The sequence below is a fragment of the Kamptonema sp. UHCC 0994 genome (assembly GCF_029167235.1).
Lineage (GTDB): Bacteria > Cyanobacteriota > Cyanobacteriia > Cyanobacteriales > Microcoleaceae > Kamptonema.
The window spans coordinates 1-23,782 of sequence record NZ_JARFTR010000273.1; the positions used below are offsets into that span (position 1 = coordinate 1).

The 23,782-nt window shown below is 43.2% G+C and carries 20 protein-coding genes; 11 read left to right on the plus strand and 9 right to left on the minus strand.

Going from position 1 to position 23,782, the window contains the following annotated elements; translation table 11 throughout:
* Positions 1-97: 97 nt before the first annotated feature.
* A complete protein-coding gene (locus PY364_RS24110; RefSeq protein ID WP_275570242.1) occupies positions 98-970 on the minus strand; it encodes an S-methyl-5'-thioadenosine phosphorylase in 873 nt (290 codons plus the stop codon).
* Between the two features lie 215 nt (positions 971-1,185).
* Here PY364_RS24110 and PY364_RS24115 point away from each other — a divergent pair, with 215 nt between their 5' ends.
* Complete coding sequence (locus PY364_RS24115; RefSeq protein WP_275570243.1) at positions 1,186-1,392, plus strand: hypothetical protein; 207 nt, start codon at positions 1,186-1,188, stop codon at positions 1,390-1,392.
* A 126-nt stretch (positions 1,393-1,518) separates the two neighbouring features.
* Here PY364_RS24115 and PY364_RS24120 read toward each other — a convergent pair whose 3' ends face one another.
* Entirely contained in the window at positions 1,519-2,361 is an 843-nt protein-coding gene (locus tag PY364_RS24120; RefSeq protein WP_275570244.1) for a Tab2/Atab2 family RNA-binding protein, read from the minus strand.
* A 203-nt stretch (positions 2,362-2,564) separates the two neighbouring features.
* Positions 2,565-4,898, minus strand: coding sequence for a DNA polymerase III subunit gamma/tau (gene dnaX / locus PY364_RS24125; RefSeq protein WP_275570245.1), 2,334 nt, complete (start codon positions 4,896-4,898; stop codon positions 2,565-2,567).
* Positions 4,899-5,238: 340 nt separating this feature from the next.
* On the opposite strand from dnaX, the gene PY364_RS24130 reads away from it, so the two are divergent.
* Positions 5,239-6,141 (plus strand): hypothetical protein, encoded by a 903-nt coding sequence (locus tag PY364_RS24130; protein ID WP_275570246.1) that lies wholly within the window; start codon positions 5,239-5,241, stop codon positions 6,139-6,141.
* 6 nt (positions 6,142-6,147) lie between these two features.
* Here PY364_RS24130 and PY364_RS24135 read toward each other — a convergent pair whose 3' ends face one another.
* The 4 genes from PY364_RS24135 to PY364_RS24150 form a co-directional block, all read right to left on the minus strand.
* On the minus strand, positions 6,148-6,858 hold the full coding sequence (locus PY364_RS24135; protein WP_275570247.1) for a DevA family ABC transporter ATP-binding protein: 711 nt from the start codon (positions 6,856-6,858) through the stop codon (positions 6,148-6,150).
* 211 nt (positions 6,859-7,069) lie between these two features.
* Positions 7,070-8,230 carry an ABC transporter permease DevC gene (devC, locus tag PY364_RS24140; protein ID WP_275570248.1) on the minus strand — a complete coding sequence of 387 codons (1,161 nt, stop codon included), beginning with the start codon at positions 8,228-8,230 and terminating at the stop codon, positions 7,070-7,072.
* A 12-nt stretch (positions 8,231-8,242) separates the two neighbouring features.
* Positions 8,243-9,781: an efflux RND transporter periplasmic adaptor subunit gene (locus tag PY364_RS24145; RefSeq protein WP_275570249.1), complete on the minus strand. Its 1,539-nt coding sequence runs from the start codon at positions 9,779-9,781 to the stop codon at positions 8,243-8,245.
* 193 nt (positions 9,782-9,974) lie between these two features.
* Positions 9,975-10,748 carry a phycocyanobilin:ferredoxin oxidoreductase gene (locus tag PY364_RS24150; RefSeq protein ID WP_275570250.1) on the minus strand — a complete coding sequence of 258 codons (774 nt, stop codon included), beginning with the start codon at positions 10,746-10,748 and terminating at the stop codon, positions 9,975-9,977.
* Positions 10,749-10,782: 34 nt separating this feature from the next.
* Here PY364_RS24150 and PY364_RS24155 point away from each other — a divergent pair, with 34 nt between their 5' ends.
* On the plus strand, positions 10,783-11,031 hold the full coding sequence (locus PY364_RS24155; protein WP_275570251.1) for a hypothetical protein: 249 nt from the start codon (positions 10,783-10,785) through the stop codon (positions 11,029-11,031).
* Between the two features lie 198 nt (positions 11,032-11,229).
* On the plus strand, positions 11,230-11,421 hold the full coding sequence (tatA, locus tag PY364_RS24160) for a twin-arginine translocase TatA/TatE family subunit (RefSeq protein ID WP_275570252.1): 192 nt from the start codon (positions 11,230-11,232) through the stop codon (positions 11,419-11,421).
* Positions 11,422-11,463: 42 nt separating this feature from the next.
* On the opposite strand, the gene cphA is transcribed toward tatA, so the two are convergent.
* Together cphA and PY364_RS24170 are read right to left on the minus strand one after the other, a co-directional pair.
* On the minus strand, positions 11,464-14,184 hold the full coding sequence (gene cphA / locus PY364_RS24165; RefSeq protein ID WP_275570253.1) for a cyanophycin synthetase: 2,721 nt from the start codon (positions 14,182-14,184) through the stop codon (positions 11,464-11,466).
* Positions 14,185-14,313: 129 nt separating this feature from the next.
* Entirely contained in the window at positions 14,314-15,204 is an 891-nt protein-coding gene (locus tag PY364_RS24170; protein ID WP_275570254.1) for a cyanophycinase, read from the minus strand.
* Positions 15,205-15,681: 477 nt separating this feature from the next.
* Between PY364_RS24170 and trmD the strand changes: the two genes are divergently transcribed.
* From trmD to ispF, 7 genes are all read left to right on the plus strand, one after another.
* Positions 15,682-16,359: a tRNA (guanosine(37)-N1)-methyltransferase TrmD gene (trmD, locus tag PY364_RS24175; RefSeq protein ID WP_275570255.1), complete on the plus strand. Its 678-nt coding sequence runs from the start codon at positions 15,682-15,684 to the stop codon at positions 16,357-16,359.
* Between the two features lie 150 nt (positions 16,360-16,509).
* Positions 16,510-18,735: a hypothetical protein gene (locus PY364_RS24180; protein ID WP_275570256.1), complete on the plus strand. Its 2,226-nt coding sequence runs from the start codon at positions 16,510-16,512 to the stop codon at positions 18,733-18,735.
* Between the two features lie 18 nt (positions 18,736-18,753).
* Positions 18,754-19,734 carry a hypothetical protein gene (locus PY364_RS24185; RefSeq protein WP_275570257.1) on the plus strand — a complete coding sequence of 327 codons (981 nt, stop codon included), beginning with the start codon at positions 18,754-18,756 and terminating at the stop codon, positions 19,732-19,734.
* 17 nt (positions 19,735-19,751) lie between these two features.
* Complete coding sequence (locus PY364_RS24190) at positions 19,752-21,155, plus strand: hypothetical protein (protein WP_275570258.1); 1,404 nt, start codon at positions 19,752-19,754, stop codon at positions 21,153-21,155.
* A 4-nt stretch (positions 21,156-21,159) separates the two neighbouring features.
* On the plus strand, positions 21,160-22,434 hold the full coding sequence (locus tag PY364_RS24195; protein WP_275570259.1) for a substrate-binding domain-containing protein: 1,275 nt from the start codon (positions 21,160-21,162) through the stop codon (positions 22,432-22,434).
* Between the two features lie 138 nt (positions 22,435-22,572).
* Positions 22,573-23,259, plus strand: coding sequence for a Uma2 family endonuclease (locus tag PY364_RS24200; RefSeq protein ID WP_275570260.1), 687 nt, complete (start codon positions 22,573-22,575; stop codon positions 23,257-23,259).
* 42 nt (positions 23,260-23,301) lie between these two features.
* Positions 23,302-23,781, plus strand: coding sequence for a 2-C-methyl-D-erythritol 2,4-cyclodiphosphate synthase (ispF, locus tag PY364_RS24205; protein WP_275570261.1), 480 nt, complete (start codon positions 23,302-23,304; stop codon positions 23,779-23,781).
* Position 23,782 lies beyond the last annotated feature (1 nt).

The window sequence follows — 23,782 nt, forward strand, 5'->3', positions numbered from 1 at the left end:
CCCGATTCTATTCCCTTCTTCCCCTAGCCCCTAGCCCCTAGCCCCTAGCCCCTTCTTCCCCTAGCCCCTAGCCCCTAGCCCCTAGCCCCTTCTTCCCCTAGCTATACTTCTGCAAGAGCAAATCTAACTTATCCTTAGTTGCCTGGGGAACTTTATCTAGAGGAGTTAAAATCGCATACTTCAATGCTGAATGTGCCTCAGAATGGGGAGGATTTTTACTTAATCTTCGCACTGTTTCTTGAATAGCTTTTTGAGCATTTACCGCATTTTTATGCAAATTTGCGATTACCATTTCTACAGTTACACTATCATGATCTGAATGCCAACAATCATAATCAGTAACTAAAGCTAAAGTGGCATAAGCAATTTCAGCTTCTCGTGCTAACTTTGCCTCGGTTAAATTAGTCATCCCAATCACAGTTGCGCCCCAACTGCGGTACAAAAATGACTCAGCTTTAGTTGAAAAAGCTGGCCCTTCCATGCAGATATAAGTGCCGCCTCGGTGAAGGGTGACATCGGGAAGATTCAGGGATGCGATCGCATCTCCCAATACCTTCGCCAATGCGCCACAAACCGGATCGCCAAAAGTAATGTGAGCAACAATTCCCTCACCAAAAAATGTAGAAATTCGATCCTTTGTCCGGTCAATAAACTGATCCGGTACTACCATATCCAAGGGTTTAGCCTCTTCCTTCAAAGAACCAACGGCTGAAGCTGAGATTAAATACTCAACTCCCAAACTTTTCATGGCATAAATATTAGCTCGGAATGGCAATTCTGAGGGCAAAAGAGTATGATTGCGGTCGTGTCTGGCTAGAAACGCTACCCGCGTTCCTTCCAGCGTTCCCAGAATTACAGCATCCGAAGGCGATCCAAAAGGTGTATCAATTTGCACCTCTTCAACATCCTTAAGAGCTTCCATTTTGTACAGGCCGCTGCCACCAATAATCCCAATTTTTGCTTGAGCCATAATTTTTACCACGTCCTTTGGTTTTACTCAGGTATTGTACTGAAAGTGTGAAGTTTATGTAAAGTTTGGTATATTGTCAATGATAATTGTCACTTTAACTGTGGCAAATTGTCACAATTTTGTCTGCTACCTGTCACCCTCTAGCTTCACGAAATCTTTAAAAATGAAGCTACAGAGTTATGTCGTATACTTTTATTCTGTCTTGGTGTTGAGAAATGATGCCCACTAATGTCAGCCCCCCCAAAGTTTCAGTGGAAGACATCGTCGATCGGATTTTTGCCTTCCGCCAAATTACTTCGATCGACCAGCGACTACTGCGATCTGCACTACTTACGACGCAAACTCTCAGCGAAAGCGATCAGGTGCAACTCAACCGAGTGTTTGAAGGTCTGCGAAATGGAATCATTTTAGTTGTTGAATGAAGGTGCGATCGCCCCTGCTTTGATTCCTCCGCTATATTAAATTATAGCTGATGAATAAAATCGATTAGGAAAAACTAATAGTGAGATTGGGGGCTTCAACTCAGGGAATACGTTTGGCTAGCAATTTTACACATTAAAATTTAACAGCCAAAATCCAGTATAAGTCATACCCGAATCATCAGGCTGAACTAACAAAAAATGCAATCCCTGACTCAATTGCTTGCGCTCTTGGTAAATCTTTCCCGCCGCCTTTACATCATTATCTTCAAAAGTAGCAACAACCCATCTATCAATTAATCCTGCTTCCAAAATTAACCCATCGGGAGTACCAGGTATATAGTTTAAAGCAACTGGTTTAGCTTCTTGGAGCCATCTCGCTAATCGCATCGATTGGCGACCGCCATCAATTATTACTCCAGGTACGGATACCGTTGAAGCTAATGCTAAATTTAGCGGTAATAGTAATTCTGGCATTTCTAAAATTGGTATGGGACGACTTTTAAAAGCATCTTCAATGTCGCCAGCAGGTAGTGCTGCAAAACGCCAGCGATCGCCCCATAAATTCTCAGACAAAGGTACTGGGGGGGGTGAGTCTAATAAGACTGGACTGTAAGCTTCTCCCGTATAATTAGCCATTTGAGGATATTGTTTTGCCCGTTCTTCTAATAGCTGTTTTAGGGCAATAGTGCGCCGCGTTGCTTCTACTTTAATACCTAAGATTTTACCCGCAGCCTCAATTAAACTTAGAGATTGAGGTCGAAATACTTGGATTAAATTAGGTAAAATTTTTTCCTGGTTTATCTGTTGCAATTGTTCGGCAATCCAGCTAGAATTAGCTTGAGATTGAGGGCAAAAAGTGCTAAAATCGAAACTTCTGGTCGAGTCACAGATTGACAACTCCCATAATTTTTCCCCAGCATCATTTTTGAGGGGGCGGCGATAAAAATCAACTTGCCAAATAGCTGTCATTATAATTACCTTTAAATTCCTGAAAAAGTAGCTTTAAATAATCGAAATTACAGAATAATTACTTGTCATTGCGAACAAAGTGAAGCAATCTCCTTGAGACTATATGTCATTGCGAACGAAGTGAAGCAATCTCCCTGAGACTAAAGAGATTGCTTCGCGGAGCTCCCAATGACATTATTTATTTTTGTCCAGCTACTTAACAATTAAAACGGCGGCAAATCTGGGTCTTCCCAATCATCTAAATCAGGCGAAATCTCAATAACTTCATCCTCCGAATTAGATACAGCCTCATTAACTCCCAACTCACCCGGTAACTCTATAAAATTAGGCTCTAATTCCCCCAAAAAATCTCCCTCACCAGAAAGATTAACCGCTTCCCCGCCAAACATATTCGCCAGTCGCTCAACAGCCACCGCCACCGCCTCCGCATCTGCACGAATCGCCACCGCCTGCGCGTTACTTTGACTACCTTCTTGTTGCTTCCACCCCGGCTGTGAGGAGTCTATTTGTCGCACCGGCTCCGAATCAGGCGATTCTGGTTTCCGAGGCAAAATCTGTTGAATTTCATTACTAGAAATATTGCTATTTTCTCCAACATTACCATCACCAAGCGACTCTTTAGCAATGGTATTATTACTCTCCATCCCTGCTAACCCTAGTCTCACCGTCACCTGACAATTAAAGACTTTCTGAAAAGCACTTTCAATATTAGGAATTCTATCTTTAGCCGCCTTCACTAATGGCTGCGTAGTCAGCAAAATAATCGCTATTTCACCATCAAAAGACGCAAGAGATGCGTGTTCGCGCAGCAGTGCTTGAGTTAGAGGTTGGTGAATTTCAGCAAGTACCCGTTGCCAAACTTCCTCATTCTTAACTTGTTTCCCCATTGCTGGATTAGCAGATGGGGGAGATGGGGGGGATGGGGAAGATGAGGAAGATGGGGAAGATGAGGAAGATGGGGGGGATGGGGAAGATGAGGAAGACATGAAAGATTTGTCTCTCCTAACTTCTTTCTCTCCCCCGCTACCCAGATCCCCCGCTCCTCGCGGCTGAGCTTTCAACGCAGAAGGTAATAATCCTAACAAGGTCATTTCTAACCATAAACGAGGCTGAGTAGTATTCTTAATTTGCACTTCACTACTTTGTAAATGCTTCTGGCCAGCTAGAATCATCTCCACATCCCAACCCTTAGAAAAATCACAAAGTTTTTCCCAAGTTTGCTGAGTTAAAGCTACTAAATTATAACGTTTAGGAGCTGTTTTAGCTATTAAGAAATCTCGGTAAAAACCCGCAAAATTCTGAAGCACTAACAGCGGTTCTCGACCGCGATCCATTAAGTGACGTACACAGTCTATAACTGTTTCAGTTGTATCTGAGGCAATTGCTTCTAATAGTGCCATCAGATCGTTTTCAGGTACAGCACCAACTAAATCCCAGACTTTTTCGACTGTGACTTCCCCTGCAAGTAGGCTCAATTGATCGAGTAAGCTTTCCGCATCTCTGAGTCCGCCTTGGGCGATTTGAGCTACCATTTGGACGGCATCAGGAGCAATATTAATATTTTCTTTATGGGCAATTTCTAATAGGTGATTGGTCATTGCCACTACGGGAATTCTGCGGAAATCAAATCTTTGGCAACGAGAGATTATAGTTGGTAATACTCTTTGAGCGTCAGTTGTTGCTAAGACAAATACTACGCGATCGGGTGGTTCTTCTAAGGTTTTTAATAGAGAGTTGAATGCTGACACGCTGAGCATATGACAGTTATGAACTAAAAGCCCATTCGCGACAAAGTTGTGGTTTCCTTCAACTTCAATATCATAAACTCTCTCTACTCCAGCGACTTTTACAGATTCGACCCTCTCCGAACTCGCAGGGGATAGTATCTTCATTCCTTTCTTGATATCTTTGGCTGCTATCCATCCCTGTTCTGTCCTGATTAAATGATTAGAAGTACATCGGATTTCTCGGTTGGCAGTTTTAATCGTTAGTGTTTGCTTCTCGCCTTGGTCTAGCCATCGCAAAACTTGTTTAAATTCCCATACTCCTGAAACTTCATTATAGCTAATAACTTTTTTCCCTTGAATATTGGGATCTCTAATAGGAATCATCCCCTCTGTTGTTTGCACTAGCGAGTCACCAGTCAAACACTCATCAATCACATAAACTTTATAGCGACATTGTACAGGTGCAAATTGTGCCCGTTCTATCAAATCTCGAATGCTATCAACCCCTGTATTACTAGCAGCATCAATTTCGATCACGTCCAAAGTTCTACCTTCAACAATCCCTTGACAAACATCACATTTTCCGCAGGGAGTTGCTGTGGGGACATTGCCCGCAAGACAATTCAGGGATTTGGCTAAAATCCTGGCGCTGGAGGTTTTACCCGTCCCTCTGGGCCCCGTAAACAAGTAAGCTGGGGCGATACGGTCTTGGCGGATGGCGTTGCTGAGGGTTTGTGCGATCGCCTCTTGGCCAACAAGATCCGCAAAGGTCTGAGGGCGATATTTGTGGTGTAGGGGTTCGTAAGTCACAACGCTGTAAAAATTATAATTAGAAATTAAAAATCAAAATTAAAATTATAGTCAAATTTAAGCTATAATAATGTTTTACTATAAACTATGATAATGAGAATGACAAGTTTTTTCACCGTTTGAATTATAATAGATTATAGATTTTTTGCCATTTCTGTCATCGGGTGCAGCTAGGAGACAGATGTGCCAGGAGTTTTCTGGCAGTTGAAGATCGAGTATGGATTAGTGGGTGCGACTGCTTCCAGTTATAGGAAAATGTCAATTTTGATAGCAGTAGCGCCGCCAGCCGTAATCAGGGGAATTCTAGAAATACAGTGTCAAATTCTACCCTTTACAGCCTATGTCAACCCAAATCATCCTTGTAGAACCAAGGTTGGCAGCAGCCTCCCCTAAGCCGATTCCGGTTAAATCAGGGAAGTTTCCTTCAGAACAAATCTGGATGGGAGCATCAGGGTTACTGTTTTTACTGCTCGTAGCTTTAGCAGTGCTTGCCAAACTGAAAATAGACGATTTGACTAAGAAGATCAAATTTGAGGAATTTAGAAATCGGGAGACACAGAAAAAATACAAAATGGCTCTTGAAACAGTCGGAAAAATGGAAAAGAATCCCGACTTAATCCACTCGCGAGATTTTAACTTGGATTATTTAAGAATGCGGATGGCAGAAGAGGTTTTCCATTTTGGCATTGTTAATCAAATTAAGGTGAAAGTAAAAGATAAAATTAGTGTTGCTCTGCGTCCAACTCAAGGCTCAGCAGGAGAGAAAGTTGGAAATGCTGGCGCGGGTAGGCAAGTTGACTCTCAGTTTGATGTCGAATATGAGACTGGTGAACCGAGGGGTGAAGTAAAAAAACGAGTGCTTTTCCGCATTCAAATTAAGCTAATGAAATTGCCAACTCAAGCAACTTCTCAAACGATTAATCAAATTATTGACTGTCTGGAAACTTATCTGAGCCCGTCAGATGACCACGACAATTGGCAACCCACTATTCAAGGTCGAATTGTTCATATTGAATGGGATCAAAAGGCAAAGCCTACACCCTTGCTAGTATTAGAACAATCAAATGAAGGAGTAAATGTTACTTTTCGCACTACGAGAACGCCTGGGGGTAGGATTAACGAGGAAGAAAAGCAGTTGCCTGCGGCTAAGGGAGGAACTAAGACGGGAACTAAGGCGGGAACTAAGGGTGCTACCAAGGGTACTGCAAAGGCTGGTAGCAAGCGTCCCGGCGGTAGGAAATGAGTTTTTTTATCTGCTGATAGGGGTTGCTGTTAGGGCCGCAGTTTGCAGGCGGCCATCTTCCATGTGGATAATGCGATCGGCAACATCTAAAATTCGATTGTCGTGGGTAACGAGTAAGATGGTAGATTGTTGTTCTTTGGCTAAACGCTGCATAATTTCTACTACATCTCTACCCGATTTACTGTCTAAAGCTGCTGTCGGTTCGTCTGCTAAGACTAATTTGGGGTGACTGACTAGAGCTCGCGCGATCGCAACTCTCTGTTTTTGTCCGCCGGAAAGATTGTCAGGATAATAATCTATTCTATCTCCTAACCCTACATCCTCAAGCATTTTGACAACTCTAGCATTGATTTCTTGTTGAGAAATAGAGTTATGTAGCTCCATTGACATTTGCACATTTTGCCGCGCTGTTAAGCATTTGAGCAAGTTGTGAGCTTGAAAAATATAGCCAATATTACGCCGGATTTTTATTAATTGATTTTTGTGTCCTCCTCGCACTTCTTGACCAATTATTTTCAGACTACCTTCTTGCACTGAACGCAATGCTCCAATTAAAGTTAATAATGTGGTTTTTCCAGAACCAGATGGCCCCGTCATAATCACAATTTCCCCAGGGTAAATCTCTAAGTTAATGTCAAATAATGTCTGTTTTTGAAGTCCCCCTTCCCCAAAGTAATGATTGAGATTTTGAATGGCGATTACAGGTAAATCATTCATGGCTAATTGCTAATGGCTAATTGCTAATGGCTAATTGCTAATTGGGGAAAAATTCTCTCCCTCTCCCAGTTGTAGGGTGGGCGCTCGCCGCCAATCATCTATCGCTATGAATTATAAGGTTGTTTGCGGTGAGCGCCCACCTTACGTTTTAACAGTTAACAGTTAACAGTTAACAGTTAACAGTTAACAGTTAACAGTTAACAGTTAACAATTAAAAAATATCAGCCGGATCGGCAGCACTAAGTTTTCGGACTGCCACTGCACCTGATGCACAACACATTACAAATGTCAATATCAAAACAGTAATAGCTTTCGCCACTGTCATGTACATTGGCAAACTTGTAGCCGTTCTACCTAAATTATAAAGAACAGTAGAAATAGCAAATCCTGGCAAATAACCAATGATTGCCAAAATTATAGCTTCTTGAAACACCACACCCAAAAAGTAGATATCTTTATATCCCATAGCCTTGAGAGTAGCGTACTCCGGCAAGTGATCCGAGACATCAGTATAAAGAATTTGATAAACAATCACGATCCCAACTATAAATCCCATCCCTGCTCCCAGAGTGAAAATAAATCCAATTGCTGTACTCTCCTCCCAATATTTTCGCTCAACTTCTACAAACTCTGCTTTTGAGGAAATTCTAACATCGTTAGGCAAACGTGCTCTCATTTCACTAACAACTTTCTGAACATCAGTTCCCGGCTTTAAGTGAATAATTCCTATATCAATTATTCCTTTCTTCCGCTTATTGAAAATTCGCAAAAAGTTTAAATCGCTAGTAATCGCATTCCCATCCGCGCCAAAAGATGCACCTAAAGTAAACAATCCACCCACTTTTATTCGGCGATTTTCTATTTCTGTTTCTACAATCTTTCCACTCTCGAAATAATCCTTAACTGGCCCGAATTCTGCTCTAGAAGCATCATCAAATAAAAGCAAATCTGGCATTTTTATTTGCTCCTGTTTCTCAGTCACACTGGGCAAAATAAAGCTCCGCTGGGACGGATCGATGCCAATAACCATAATTTGACGAGTATTTCGTTTTGTAGGATCGGGATTTTTCCACAGCCCCAAGCCGATATACATGGGGCTAATAGATTCCACGCCATCAAAAGCAAGGGCTTGATATAAACGCCTCTGAGGAAAGCTTTTCAGTGCAATTAAGGCCGTAGATTGGGTGCTTGTTAAAAAAATGTCGCCGTCTAATTTGGAGTGAAAAGTAATTGCACTTTCAAATAGCGCATCCCTAAATCCAAACTGCATAAACATTAGTAAATCGGCAAAGCCAATCCCAGCTATTGCTACTAATAAACGGGTTTTCTCTCGTGTTAACTGCAACCAAGGCAGAGGAATTTTCAGAAGCATATTTTCTGGTTTTTAAAGAGCTATTTTCACTTCTACCTGTAAGTTGGTCAGGTCAGCAACTTTCTTACTTGCCTCTGGATCGAGGCGAATTTTCACTTCCACAACTCTAGAATCTGTATCGGCTGCGGGATCGGTATTAAGAACATCTTTTTTACCAATTTGTTTGCCAATTAAATCGACTGTTCCCTCTAGTTTATCTTTTAAAGCAGCACTGGTAATAACTGCCCGCTGACCTCGACGAATTAGCCCGATATCTGTTTCATAAATCTCGGCGATTACATACATTTGATTGGTGCGGCCGAGGTCAACTATGCCGTTGTCAATTGAAATGCGCTCTCCTTGTCGGGTGTTAATTTTTAATATTTGACCGTCTGTAGGGGCTTTTACAGAGCTTAAATCAAACTCTGCTTGAGCTTTTTCTTTGGCTGCGATCGCGCGTTCAACTGCGGCAGAAGCTGCTTGTACGTCTTCGGGTCGCACTTCCGCAATTTTATTGAGGGTACTTTGGGCTTGATTAATCTGTTCAGGGCCCGTTTCTAGGGTTTGGTTGAGTTCAGCTTTTGCTTGGTTAACCTCTTGAGCTAATGTTTCTAAGGTTTGGTTTAATTCAGCTTTTGCTTGGTTAATTTGCTCTCTACCAGTTTCTAGTGTTTGCGTCAAATTTGCCTGGGCTTCCTTAATTTGTTGTTCCAGAGTTTGAACAGTTTTGTTGAGGTTAGCTTTAGCTTCTTTGAGTCTCTCAACTGCTATTTCTACTGTTAACCGTTTGGTGTCGTAAGCGGAAGCTGAAATTGCACCAGTTTGGTATAGTTCTCGATTGCGTTCGTTTTCTGCTCTTGCATTTTTTAATTCAGCTTCTAAGCGATCGACTGTTGCATTTTGAGCAGCAATTTCTCCGCGCAATTGAGCTTGAAGGTTAGCAAGTTTTGCTTGTTCTACCTGAGTTTGTCTTTGTAGTTGAGCTTGAAGTCTGGCGAGATTAGCTTCGGCTACTTGTGTTTGCCTTTGCAGTTGAGCTTCTAGTCTAGCAACTTTGGCTTGTTGAACTTCAGTTTCTCTTTGAAATTGAGCTTCTAAACGAGCAATTTCTGCTTGTTGAGCAGAGATTTCTCCCGTTTTTGCTCCGGCTTTAATTTTAGCTAATTCTGCTAGTTGAACTTTAACTTCTTTTTCGGCTTGTTCTAATGCTGCTCTGAGGCGATCGCGACTATCTAAAATCGCAATTACTTGCCCCTCTCGCACGCGATCGCCTTCTTCCACTCGCAGTTGCTCTATTTTCGATCCCTCCGACAGAGACGGGGCTGCTACTTTAATTACTTCCCCTTTGGGAGACAGTCGCCCTAGTGCTGTTACGGCTTTGGGAACTTCTGAGGGGGATAAACTAGCGGGTACAGCGGCGGTAGAGGCTGAGGGTTCTGGCTTTCCGAGTTGAGATACTTGCCAGAAACCAACTAGAGCGATCGCAGCAGCACCAGCACTGGCTAACAATATAGTCCACCGTCCCGCAGGCTTTGAGAATGATTTATCTTTCGGCCCTGACTCCTTTCCCATAATCTTAATTTAAGACATACTTTTCTAGTGGGTGGCAGACTTATTTAATTGTAAATGACGGCGCTGATTATGCCGTTAATTATTTGAGCTTTAGCAGGAATCAGGGTCGATCGAGGGAGGTTCAAATCGCATATTTACACACGATGTCTATTGATAAATCTACGGATATTTCCTCTGCTTGTTGTTGTCAAATTTACGTAGGATTGCCTAGAGCTAGCTCGAAATCCTCAGTGAAAACCGCATCAAATAATACAGTTCTCATGTAGCGGTCTGCCCATTCTGGCCCAAAAGCTTTTTCAAGTACCCGGCGGGTTTTGTCGTTCTGTTGCTGTTGGGTGCAATAATAGGTTTGAGCAGCCAGGATTTCGGCTTGCTCTTCAGTAGATACCGGCCGTGAGGCGATCGCTAGTTGACAGTGTATTTCTACATAGGACTCGACCATAGACAAAAACTGAGCTTCTTCCTCCACTGAACTCGGTCGCACAAACAGGCAAAATTCTGAGAAGATATCGCCCCAATCTGGTACTTGGCGGTACTCAGAAAAATTGTTATTGGGCAATGTACCTAGAGCGCTGCGGTAAGCCTCCGGTAAACTACGGTCAGCACTTAGAGGTGAGAGATCCGCGATCGCAGCACTAATCGATCCCCGCCCCGCCACGATATCCGTACCAAACATCGGTAAAGCATAGTTCGATCTAGGGAACATCACGCAGTGCAAAATATCCAGGTTTGACCCCACCTTCGCCAATTCCAAGTGAATCTTACGGAACTGGGGGGTTTGGAAGCACTTATTTTCAATAATCAGTTTTTCTCCCTCCAAGCGGCCTTCCACGTAGCCCAGCTCAGCAGGTAGATAGTATGGTTCTAGGTCTAGATAGCGTTGCCAGACTGCTTCCATCCTGTCTGCTAGCTGACGGATCAGGGAGTGTTGTTGTTCTCGTAGGGAGGATTGTGATGTTTCTAACATTGCTAAAAAAGCTCCTATAAAATTTTAATTTGTGTTGGCAAAGTCTGACTCGCAGGCTTGTATAGCTAGGGACTACGATGCTCCGATGCTCAGGACTAGGGAAGAAGGGAATAGAATTAAGGGTTTGAGGAAACTAGAATGTCCTAACCACCTTGGCGGTTGCTGTATATTTGAGCATATCAGTAAATCTGTGCGAAATTTTACCAAAATCTCCACTTTCAAAGGCATTTTACTCTTAGCCCTCGGCACTTTGTATCTTGCTGAGATGCTCAAGTTTTATTAAAAGTGCGATCTTCTTTTTATTCTTTGCCTAAATCTACTTACGTAACGCCGCCCTCTGGGCGGTAGAATAACCGCCCAGAGGGCGGCGTTACATTTATCGAAAAAATAAAATTGTCTTAACCGACGAAAGTGGTTGCTATACCTTAGAATTTTAACCGCAGATCGATGTTAATTTAAAGAAAGCTTATAGGAGAAAAGTATGTTTGGTTTAGGATTACCCGAATTAGGAATTGTCGCCTTTGTTGCCATCTTAATATTCGGCCCGAAAAAACTCCCCGAATTAGGAAGCGCGATCGGCAAAACCTTACGAGATTTCAAAGAAGGAATTCTCCCCCCTGAAGCAGAACCCGCCGACCCAGAAAAAGAAGAACCTAAAAAACCGGAAATATAATAACGGTTAACAGTTAACGGTTAACCGTTAACCGTTAACTAATCAGCCTTGATTCACAACCGTTGCCTTCAGGCCTTCTTGAGCTTGTAACTGACTAGAAATAGCCGGAGAAACCCCCAAATCCTTAATCGGATTTCGAGCCTCAATCAAATTCAGAGCACCGCTAACACTCTCAGGTAAAATCACCACCAAACTCCCCGGTGGCGCATTATCCAAAGCCTTATTTACAGCATTTGTTTCATCCAAAATTGACTCATATTCAACCTTAGATTTCCCATTTTCTTGCGAGTTTATCGCCTCTCTAATTCCCTGACAAATTAACTCTGCCGCAGAACCGGCAGGCCGTCCCCGCCTATCAGCATCCTCCTTAACAATAATCCGGTCAAAAATCTTGGCCGAAAGCTTACCGAGGGTGACAAAATCCTCATCTCGCCTGTCTCCAGGGCCACCTACCACACCGATATGGACTCCCGGCCAATTCCGTACAAAACTCCCCAAAGCCTCATAACTATGGGCATTGTGAGCATAATCCACCAAAGCGTGATAAGTTCCCAAATTAAACAAATTCATCCGCCCCGGAGTTTGACCAGCGGAAGCCTGGAAGCTTGACAAAGCTGCCCGAATATGCTCAATCTTCACCCCTTGGGCGAAAGCCGCCAAACAAGCAGCTAAAGCATTGGCAATCATAAACGGTGCGCGGCCGCCCATAGTTAAGGGTACATTTACCGCCTGTTCAATTCTTAGCGTCCAATCTCCCTTCAAAATCGACAAATAGCCATGTTCGTAAACCGCCGCCAAGCCGCCCGCCGCAGTATGTCTGGCGACTAACTCGCTATCAGGATTCATGGAGAAATAAGCGACTTGTGCCTTCACGCGCTGGGCCATTTTCGCCACTAAGGGGTCATCCGCATTGAGGACTGCACAGCCGTTAGGCATCACGGACTCTGCCACTACACTTTTAAGAGTAGCCAATTGTTCTACAGTATCGATATCACCAATACCTAAATGGTCGGCGGCGACATTCAAAACCACACCCACATCGCATTTTTCAAAGCCTAAACCGGAACGTAAAATGCCGCCTCGTGCGGTTTCCAGCACTGCAACTTCTACTGTCGGGTCAGAGAGAATTAAATGAGCGCTTTGGGGCCCAGTATTGTCTCCTGATTCCACGAGATATTCACCGATGTAAGTCCCGTCTGTCGTGGTGTAGCCGACTGTTTGACCAGTTTGCTTGACAATGTGAGCCAGTAGGCGAGTAGTGGTGGTTTTGCCATTAGTTCCCGTTACAGCTAAAATCGGCACTCGGCTGGGCTGAAACTGGGGAAATAGCATATCCAGCACTGCGCCAGCGACATTGCGGGGCAAACCTTGGCTGGGTGCAACGTGCATTCTGAACCCAGGCGCAGCGTTGACTTCGACGATTACGCCGTTTACCGATCGCAACGGTTGGGAAATATCAGCGGTGACAATATCGATCCCGGCAATATCCAAGCCAATAATCTTGGCTACTCTAGAACACAGCCACAGATTTTCCGGGTGAATCTCATCAGTGCGATCGACTGCAATACCGCCGGTACTGAGGTTTGCTGTTGCCCGTAAAAATACTCTCTGACCTGTTGGTGGTACCGAGTCCATCGTATATCCTTGCTTATTCAGCAAGTCTAAGGTAAGTTTGTCGATGGTGATCCGGGTAAGTACATTGTCGTGTCCATCGCCCCGTTGGGGGTCGCGGTTGACTTCTTCGATCAGGGCTTCTATGGTAGATTTCCCATTTCCAACTACATTTGCCGGTACTCGTTCCGCCACTGCGACGACTTGACCGTTAACTACTAATACTCGGTGGTCGCGGCCGGTATAAAAGCGTTCAATAATTATGCTTTTGCTTTTGGAGGCGGAACTGGCTAGGTCGTAGGCTTCCTCTGCTTCTTCCCAAGAGTTGATATCGATGGTGATCCCGCGTCCGTGATTGCCATCTAAGGGTTTAATGACTATGGGATAGCCACCGACATCGGCGATCGCATCTTGTAGTTCGTCTAAATAGTTAATCACCGTACCTCTGGGAACGGGAACCCCTGCGTCGCGGAGAACTTTTTTAGTGCCTTCTTTATCGCAGGCCAATTCTACGCCCAAAATACAGGTGCGATCGCTCAGAGTTGCCTGTACCCGTTTTTGGTGAATCCCGTAACCCAATTGAATCATAAACCTGGCACTCAACTGTATCCAGGGAATACCGCGAGTCTCAGCTTCTTTAACAATAGTTTCCGTCGAAGGGCCTAGAGCTGCGATCGCAGCAAATTCTTGGAGGTCTTTGATATCTTGAGCTAACTCTTCTGATGGATAAGTCCCGGTATTAACAATACTTTGGCACAGCCGCACGCCTGCTCTGGCAGCGTAACGCCCTGCTTGTTCGTTTTGATACTCAATTACTACTTGGTAAGTGCCGGGAGTTGATGTCTCGCGGGTGCGACCAAATCCCATTGGCATTCCTGCCAATTGCTGAAGTTCTAAGGCTACGTGCTCAATGATGTGGCCCATCATCGTGCCTTCTCGGACGCGCTGTAAAAACCCGCCCCGGCAGCCAGGGGAGCAGTAGTGTTCGATTAAACTGGGTAGGACGCTGGTTAATCCCTCGTAGAAGCCAGGAATTTGAGCTGAAGTTCTATCTGCCAAATCTTCTAGTTCTAGACGCATGACGACCAGCTTGTGCCGTCTAATGCTCCAGTAGTTGGGGCCGCGTAAGGTCTGGATTTTTTGTATTTTCATGGAAGTCTTAGAGGATTGTGGGTCGCAGGTGTCGGAGAAGCATTGCCCATAGTTATTCAATTTCAAGCTTGATTACTAGATAAACTGTTCGCTGCGAACAGTTTTGCTATGAGTTTTGAGTTTAGGGATTTAGTTGGAGTTTCGACACTCCGGCGGCCAACTGGAATTGGGACAAGTTTCTGATTGCACGGCTTTACCAGAGCGCATATTGTAACAATCCCCATGACAAAGGATGTGCAGGCGTAGGTTAAATAGGCTCAAGGGTTCTGTTGCTTCCACCTCTGGCTCGTTGGTGTGAAATATTTCCCTAGTATCGACGATAGTAACTGTACCTTTGCCCATAATGCTAATGATGCCATCTCCCTCAAACATGGCGCAGGTGTCTTCATCGATGCCGATGCCGATGCGGTCGGGGTGGGATGCGATCGCAGACAACAATCTAGCCATGCGATTACGGTTGTGAAAGTGTTGGTCTACTATTACTTCTGGTATGATATCGAGCCCATTTGCCATATCAACTAATGACCGATTTGGAGATGCGCCGCTACCGCCACCTGCGATCATGTGGTGGCCCATTACTGCTGCCCCAGCGCTGGTTCCAGCTAGGACGATTTTGCCTGCTTGGGCGGTGGTACGAATTTTTTCCATCAGCGGCGTATCGGAGAGCAAACCACATAGGCGCAGTTGGTCGCCGCCGGTCATGAATACTCCCGTACAATCTTCTAAATAATCTTTCCATAACGGGTCTTCCCCTTGTTCCCGCTCCCGAATGTCGAGAACTTTGACCGCTTCTGCGCCCATTTCCTCGAAGATGGTGCGGTAGCGGGCGCTTATAGCTTCGGGATCTCGCGAAGCTGAGGGAATGATTGCCAGTCGGGCGCTTGAGCTTCCTGCGCGGTGAAAAAAAGTTTGCAGGATCTCCCGTCCATGAACTTTGTCTTCGGCTCCCCCAATTACCATGATTGTTGTTGTGGTGCGCTGGGGGATATGTTCAAGGGCTTGAGATGTCAACTGCTGCATAGTGTATCTTCCTCTGTTTGGCTAAAATTGAGTCGTGCCGCTGCTGGTATGCTGCCAAGTCAGCTTGCGATCGAGATCGTTGGTGTTTTGCGCTGTTTTTGCTCTTGGCGAAGCATACCGCCTGTGGGCTGGGTAAGGCAACGGGCCTGCAACTGAATGGAGTTGCTATCAAGCGCTGGCGATTTTCCTTCCTGGTAGTAATTTTTCTACAAAACCCGCTCACAAGTACAGCCAGGATTTAAGCAGCAAAGGAAAAACCTAAGACTTATCCGACTATAGGCATTTATTTATCAAATTTATGGTATTATTATTGTACCTTTTTTTGCGCCAAAATGTTCGCTTTTGTGCGATCGCGATCGCGCTAATAATTCTACGATGACGATGAATCAAAGAGCAATTGTAGAAAACGGGCTTTCGTACCTGTGTTTTTAGCAGGGACAGATTGGAGAATTAACTAATTACTAAATTTACTGCCTCGTGCGATTTGATGTTCTGACTCTGTTTCCAGATTTTTTCACATCTCCCCTAAGTTCGGGGCTGATGGCCAAAGCTTTAGCGAAAAACATCGCCGAGGTGCATTTAGTCAATCCCCGTGATTTTACCGCAGATAAGCATCACCGAGTCGATGATGAGCCTTATGGGGGTGGGGTGGGTATGGTGATGAAACCGGAACCGATTTTTGCGGCGGTGGAGTCTGTACCAATTTTACCGAGGCGTGAGGTGATTTTGCTGACTCCCCAAGGGGAGACGATGCAGCAACAATTATTTCGGGATTTGGCTGGCGGGTACGATCAGTTGGTTTTGATTTGCGGCCACTATGAGGGTGTGGATGAGCGGGTGTTGGAGTTGGTGACTCGCGAGGTGTCTTTGGGGGATTTCGTGCTCACAGCGGGGGAAATTCCGGCTTTGGCGTTGATTAATGGGGTGGTGCGGTTGTTACCGGGAACGGTGGGTAAGGCTGAGTCCGTAGCTTTGGATAGTTTTGAGGATGGGTTGTTGGATTATCCGCATTATACCAGACCGGCGGATTTTCGGGGGTTGAAGGTTCCTGATGTGTTGTTGTCGGGGAATCATGCTGAGATCGATCGTTGGCGGCGGGTACAGCAGATTGAAAGGACGCGGCAACGGCGGCCAGATTTGTTGAATGAAACGTGAGGTTTTACCATACTTTTATAGAGGCGCGATTAAATTCACCCCAAATATGGGATATGTAATTTTTTTTTAACTATATATCCAATGTACAATATGGTAGGATTTTCCTTAAGCTCAAAAACTGCAAAGAGTAAAAGCTAGAGAGGTTGTCCAATGAACGCCAAGACCCAGACCCGAAGCGTCCGCATTGCCAGCATTATCGAGAAACGGAAACCCCTAGCCCAAAGGATTGAAAAGGTAGAAACCAATTTACAATCCCTTGCCTCAGAAATGGGTCAACTTGAAAATAGTCGCAATCAGCTAATCACAGCCGCAAATACGGAGCCGAGGATCGCTGATGCCTTAAGGCAAATTGATTTTTCCAGAATTAATCTCAGTATTTTTACTGAGTTGGAGAATCTCAAAAAGCTTAAAGCCCGCTTTAATCGTCAAAATCTAAATCTTGGCGTAGTGGGAATTGCTAGACAAGGAAAAAGTCGCCTGTTGCGGAGTTTAAGTGGACTTTCATCTGCTGTGATTCCAGATGGACATTTAGGACACTGCACGGGAGTTTGTAGCACAATTTATCCCAACGAAAATGGCGATACTTATGCAGAAATTGGATTTCATACAGAACAATCGTTTCTGAAAGAGGTTATTGCACCTTACTACAAAGAACTTGATTTAGGTGAAGCTCCTAGAAATATGCAAGACTTTGCTGCATCGCTTCCTCCGCTTCCCAGTAGCAAAGCTGGTGTCCCTACAAATCAAGCTAAGTATGATTATCTGGTGCAAAAGTATCACGATAATTTAAGAGAATATTATCGGCTATTAGGACAGCCCTCCTTAACAGTTAATGACCCAGAACAGATTCGGCAATATGTGGCTCAGGATAATACAAGTGGCGATCGCGTCTTTTTTAACTATCTAGCTGTCAAACAAGTTACGATTTTTTGCCCCTTTCCTAATCCAGACACCGGAAAAATTGCCTTAGTTGATATGCCCGGTTTAGGGGATACGGGTGTAGGTGCAGAAGAACAGTTAATCAAAACTTTGGGCGAATCAGTTGATGTAGTTTTGTTTATGCGACTGCCCAAATCAACGGGTGATGCTTGGAGCATTTATACTGATATACCACTCTACGAAATAGCTCAAAACGCACTAAAAGACCGATTACCTATTGAAAAGTGGTCTTTTATGATTCTCAATCGCACTAGCGCGAGTTCAGAGAAAGGGGACAACTCAGCACAATGTCAATTTATGGAGGAAACACTACCAAACTATCCTATAAAAGTTATTAATGTCATTACGGCTGATTGTAGCAATAGTGAAGAAGCGAACACCAAAATTTTAGATCGGGTTCTTGACTATCTAACAAACAACATTGAAAATTTGGACAAAGAATATGCTACGTTTTGCCAGAATGGACTGAATCAACTCCAAATTCAGATTAGTAGCGAGCTAGATAAAGCACGTCAAATCTTCAATCAGGGAAGAGCTACTAACCAAGGTAATTTTGCAGAATTCCGCAAGTTATTTAGAACCCTGTGGAACAATCTCGTGCCTCAATTAATAGAATTGCTCGATAGCCTTAGACAAGAAAGTGACGCACAAGAGGTAAATACTGCTTTCCAGGGGCAAGTTAATTTAGCTGGACAAGCTTGTACAGAAGATTCAGGCATTCCAACAATTGAGGAAATTGAAATAATGCGAATCAGTCCCAAGGGTCAACAGAGTTATCAAAACACTTACAACATTTATTTGAATCAAATGCGAACTAACCTATCGCAGAAATTTGCCTCAATAGATGTTGGACTCAAGGAGTTGATAGAGCAAACAAAATCTCGCGTGACTAATGTGCTAGTAGATGCAGGTCGTCTAGGCAATATCACTGAATTACGCGGGTCTGAATTTATTCAATTCATGGCAGAGAATATGCCAGATTCCTGTAATCGATTGAAAAAAGGGTTTCAGATTCTGTCCAAGTTTGACCTTTCATATAGTGGGCTCTTTCAGCATCGGATTCGACAGCAGCTTGACCCCGTTACACCTGATAAAACAGATGTGCCTCTTCCTTCTGATTCCCCAACTGCTGAGGATGTCTTAGAACGGCTAACAGTGCTTCATCAAAGAGTCGTTTATGACTGCGAAAATGCTTTGAGCGGAATGTCTTGGGAACCAGGCTTAGCGGCATTTGGCATGGTAGAAGAATTTATCGATCAGGTATTGCGTTCTGAAGATGTTGAGGATGAGTGGATAGATTTTCTTGAAGGAGAGAAAGAAAGAGTTTGGCCAGACATATTTGATCCGAAAAGGCCGAAACCGGGCCAAGAGTGGCAGAATTTAGTAGAACGTGCAACTATGGCTAACCAAGGAAACTTAATACAATTTCTGAACTAACAAACTAAGGAAAAATTCATGCCAGAGGATTATAAAATTACGATGCTTGGTCCTAGTGGAGTTGGTAAAACCAGTCTCCTAACAGTCATGTGGGATCGCTTAGCTGATACTATTGGTGAAGCGAGTCTTCAACTCACGCCTGAACCTGAAAGTTTGTTCAAACTGCAAAAATGTCTAAAAGACCTTAAAAGTTTGGCGAATCGGGGTAATTTTCAAGCGAAGGGAGGAATTGAAGGAACTTCAGCTCCTTCTATTTACTCTTTTGACGTTGGGAATATGGGTGCAAGGAACCCTTCTTGGAGACTTCATTTTCATGACTATCCTGGTGAGTGGATCGAGTCCAATGCCCAAAATATGAATAAAGTCAGAAATATTATTCAGGAATCATCAGCCGTTTTGATTGCGATCGACGCACCAGCACTTATGGAGCGGGAGCAACGAGGCAAATGGAAAGGAGAGTGGCACGAAGAATTTAATACACCGACAACAATTACTACATTGTTCCAACAAGCCTATAAAGGAGTGAACTTACCCAAACCTAAAATTGTGATTTTAGCCCCTGTAAAATGTGAGAAATACATCAGAGGACAACACTCGGAAGCATTGCTCGAACGGGTAAAATCAGGATATTCTAACCTTCTAAAAACTCTTCAAGCTGATGCTTTGGCGGGGAAAATAGCCGTCGTTGTTGCACCTGTTCAAACAGTAGGAAATGTGAGTTTTAATGCTGTCCAAGACCAAGACGGAACCCCACGTTTTTCCTTTAGTCAAGTAGGAAGTGGTGGTTACAGTCCGAAAAATAGCGAACAACCTCTTCGTTATTTATTGCGTTTTTTATTAAGAGAATATAATGATAGAAGTCGCTTTCCTGGAGATAGGTTGATCAGGACAATGTTTGATGTAGATGCTCCCTTCATTAAGGCTGCAACAGTGGTGGCTCAAGGGTGTAAACATGATAACGGTTTTGCTGTCTTACATGGTCATAATTTACTAAATTAAATGAGGAGTAACTAGCTATGGAAAGATACATTATGAGTCGTGGCGAAAGAAAACAAATAGGTTATCACTGGCTAAACATCGCCAATGATGGTCAAGAAAGTCAAGAAGAACCTCCCATTTCCGAATTTACATCTTTAATTCAAAGTGAAATCCTTTCCGTTGTTTTAGCCCGTTCAAAGGGGCAATTAATTTTGCTGGTAACTGACTTGAATACAAAATCAAGGATAGATTATCATCCTCGTCATATCCGCAATTCTGTGGCATGGGTTGGGGATAATTCTGATGAAGCAACTTTGCGGGTGCTTGCTGTTCAATCATTAAAAGGTTTATTAACAGAAAAAATTGACTCAGTTGTGACATCTGGCAAGGATGGGAGTTTTCAGGTCGATCATAAGAAGCTGAAAGAGCTTGAGATACTAGCTAGTAGAGAAAATGTGGGAAATTCACCTGCGGATCTAAAGCGAAAAATTGGCAAAATTTCTGAAAAATTAAAAAATGAGTTAGCTGATGAACTTAAAAGACAATGTTTACCATCAACTGATGGACCGCTAGTGGTAGTGACAGAAATAAAGGCAAGAAAAACCCTTGAAAATGCGAAAGTATGGCGGGGTTTATCAACTTTAGAGGTAAATAAAATAGAGCAGTTTCCAGAGGAGTGGGAAGAAATTGATAGAGGTGGAAGTATAGTGCTGTACAATCCAGACAATCCTAGAGCGGAAGAAGTTAAAAATATTTGGGATGTTCCTAAAAATTTTTTGAATAATTTGGATTTGAAGAAGTGGTTTGGTTTATCTTTAATCATTATTGTTGTAGGATTACCTATTGCGTCGTGGCGGTTAGAATTTTCGCAAGTAGCAAGCAATCCAACTCCTACATCAATTAGTTTTCCGACTGCAACACCAAATACGCGGTTAGAATTTTCGCAAGTAGCAAGCAATCCAACTCCTACATCAATTAGTAGTGTTCCGCCTGCGACACTAAATCCCCAGAGTTCATCAACATCATCTAGCACTCCTAGTCCAACAGCGTCACCCCTGAAATCACAACCATCTAGTCAATCTAAAATCATTTGTACATCTAGTATTTCAGAGGATAAGCAGGGTATTGATCTGAAAGTCAGAACTTCTAATCTTAAGGAAAAAACTATGTATGTGCAAATGTTGAGGTTTGTTGAAAACAATCCAGTATTTTATCAAACTGAACCAAAAACGATAGATGGTAGGGAATGGATCGATAATTTTAAAGACCTGGATGGAGAGGGTAAGCCTGTTGTTAACAAGAAGTATTATATTTTGGGATCAGTAGAAGAAATAGATACAACAGTTGTTCAAGAAAAAGCAGAAAAATTTAAAGATGCTTGCTTGGCTGAGCAGAGTGCTGATGGCGATTCTTGCTTTGTCTGTATTACCACGCTCAAATGAGGTTATGATGCCTAATGAATCTAATAGTGTTAAATGTGGAAATTGTGGAAACTTGAATCCCTCAACTGTAGATAAGTGTAGTTACTGCGGTCATAGATTGCGCTGGGGGCCAGTTATAGTTAAAGCGTTAGCGGGATTAGTGGTACTATCAGGAGGTTATTTTTCTTGGACAAGCTGTTCACAAACTCTAATTCCTATACCTTCACCTAGCCCTACTTACAGTCTAACATCTTCACCTCAAGTTACTACACCTTCACCTATAGTTTCTCCTGACAGCAATCCTACACCTACACCTTCACCTCCAGTTCCTACAACTTCACCTATAGTTTCTCCTGACAGCAATCCTACACCTACACCTTTGCCTCAACTTCCTAATGCAACTACCTACCGCAGTTTGGCTGAAGTACCGAACGTACCAAAAGGAGTCATTCGCTATGGAGGATCTACAACTTTTGCTGTGTTAGAAGATAAAGATAAGGGTGATGCCATTACTGCTATTAAGAAAGCTCATCCTGAATTTAATTTAATTTACATTGAGCCCCCACCAGGTGAAAAGCCAGGGTCTGGTTCAGGGCTCAGAATGCTGATTGAAGGTCAGATAAGTATTGCTCGTTCTTCGCGTCCCCTAAAAGATGACGAGTTTGAAAGGGCTAGAAATCGAAATTTTACCCTTGAACAAATTCCAGTTGCTATTGATGGTATTGCCTTCTATGTTAACCCTGAATTAATGAATCAAGGAGTAAAGGGTATAACATTAACTCAAGCACAAAATATTTTCACGGGAAAAGTAAAAAACTGGAAAGAGATCGGTGGTCCAGACATTGAAATTGCCCCGTTTAGTCGCGATCCTATAGATGGTGGGACTCCAGAATTTTTCCAGGAAACAGTATTGAGAAAACAAGCATTAGGTTCCAATGTGCAGATAGCGAGAGACACTACAGAGTCTATACGGAAGGTTGCTATAAATTCTGGTGGGATTGGCTATGCTACAGCTTCAGAAGTCATTAACCAAATTATGATACGTTCTCTACCTCTGGCTAGATCGGCTAATTCATCTTTTATTTCTCCCTGTAGCGATAATAATTGCACAGCCGTTAATAAAGCTACTTTTACTGATGGTTCTTATCCCATAACTCGACAACTATTTGTTATTATCAAACGAGATGGTAGCATTGCCGAGCAGGCAGGTGTTGCTTATGCTGATATGCTCTTAAGCGATGAAGGTCAGAAGTTGTTAGATAAAGCCGGGTTTGTTCCTATCCGCAACAATCCGCGTTGATCTACATTATCCTTTTAATTAAAGGTTTGGGAGAAAGTTTAGATTTTCGGGTCTAATTATAATAGATTTTGAGTTGCGACGCTCCAATCCTATCAAATATTTGCTATCCTTAAGATATCATACCAGTTTATAAGCCAGATGAATAACACTACGATGTCACTAGGTATAGAAAAATTACCAACTAATTTGATTACCGATGATGGTGAGCCGATGGAAAGCAATAACCATAGAATCTCGATGAATTTACTCATCCAGTCTCTCAAATATCATTGGCGAGATCGACAAGACTTTTTTGTAGGTGGTAATATGTTTGTCTACTACAGTGCTAACCAAGTCAAAAATCAAGACTTCAAAGGCCCTGATTTCTTTGTTGTCTTAGATGTAGATGGAACCATAAATAGAGATGCTTGGATTGCTTGGGAAGAAGATAGTCGCCTTCCAGATGTGGTAATTGAATTAATGTCTCCCTCCACTGCTGAAATAGATTTAACCACCAAAAAAGATATCTACGAGCGTAAATTAAAAACCCAAGATTATTTTGTCTACGATCCCAATAATGCCACTTCTCTAAGAGGTTGGACTTTAATTAATCGTCGTCGGTATAAACCCTTAAATCCTAACGATCAAGGGAGATTATATTGCCAATCTTTAGACCTATGGCTGGGTGTATGGCAAGGTAAAATAGAAAACACTCAAGGTAATTGGTTGAGGTTTTTTGACGCTGATGGAAATTTAGTGTTAATGGGTGATGAAGCTGAGACTCAAAGAGCGGAACGGTTAGCTGCCAAGTTAAGGGAGTTAGGGATTAATCCTGATGAAATATGAAATAATAAAATATTGTACATCACCTCTGAAAGCAAGAATTATATGAACATCCGTATTGGCAACGGTTACGACATTCACCAACTGGTAAGCGATCGCCCCCTGATTTTAGGCGGAGTCAACATTCCCCACGAATTAGGCTTACTCGGCCACAGCGATGCAGACGTGCTGACTCATGCGATTATGGATGCCATGTTAGGAGCACTCAGCTTAGGAGATATCGGTCATTATTTTCCACCAACTGACCCCAAATGGAAAGGTGCTGATAGTTTAAAATTACTAGCACAAGTAAACCAATTGATATTAGATAAAGGCTGGCAAATAGGTAATATTGATTCAGTGATAGTCGCGGAACGTCCGAAGTTAAAGCCGCATATTGAAAAAATGCGCGATCGCCTCGCTAATGTCTTAGAATTAAATCCTGACCAAATTGGTGTTAAAGCTACCACTAATGAAAAGTTAGGCCCCGTCGGGAGAGAAGAAGGAATCGCAGTTTATGCTGTCGTCTTGTTAGTGCTAAGATAGT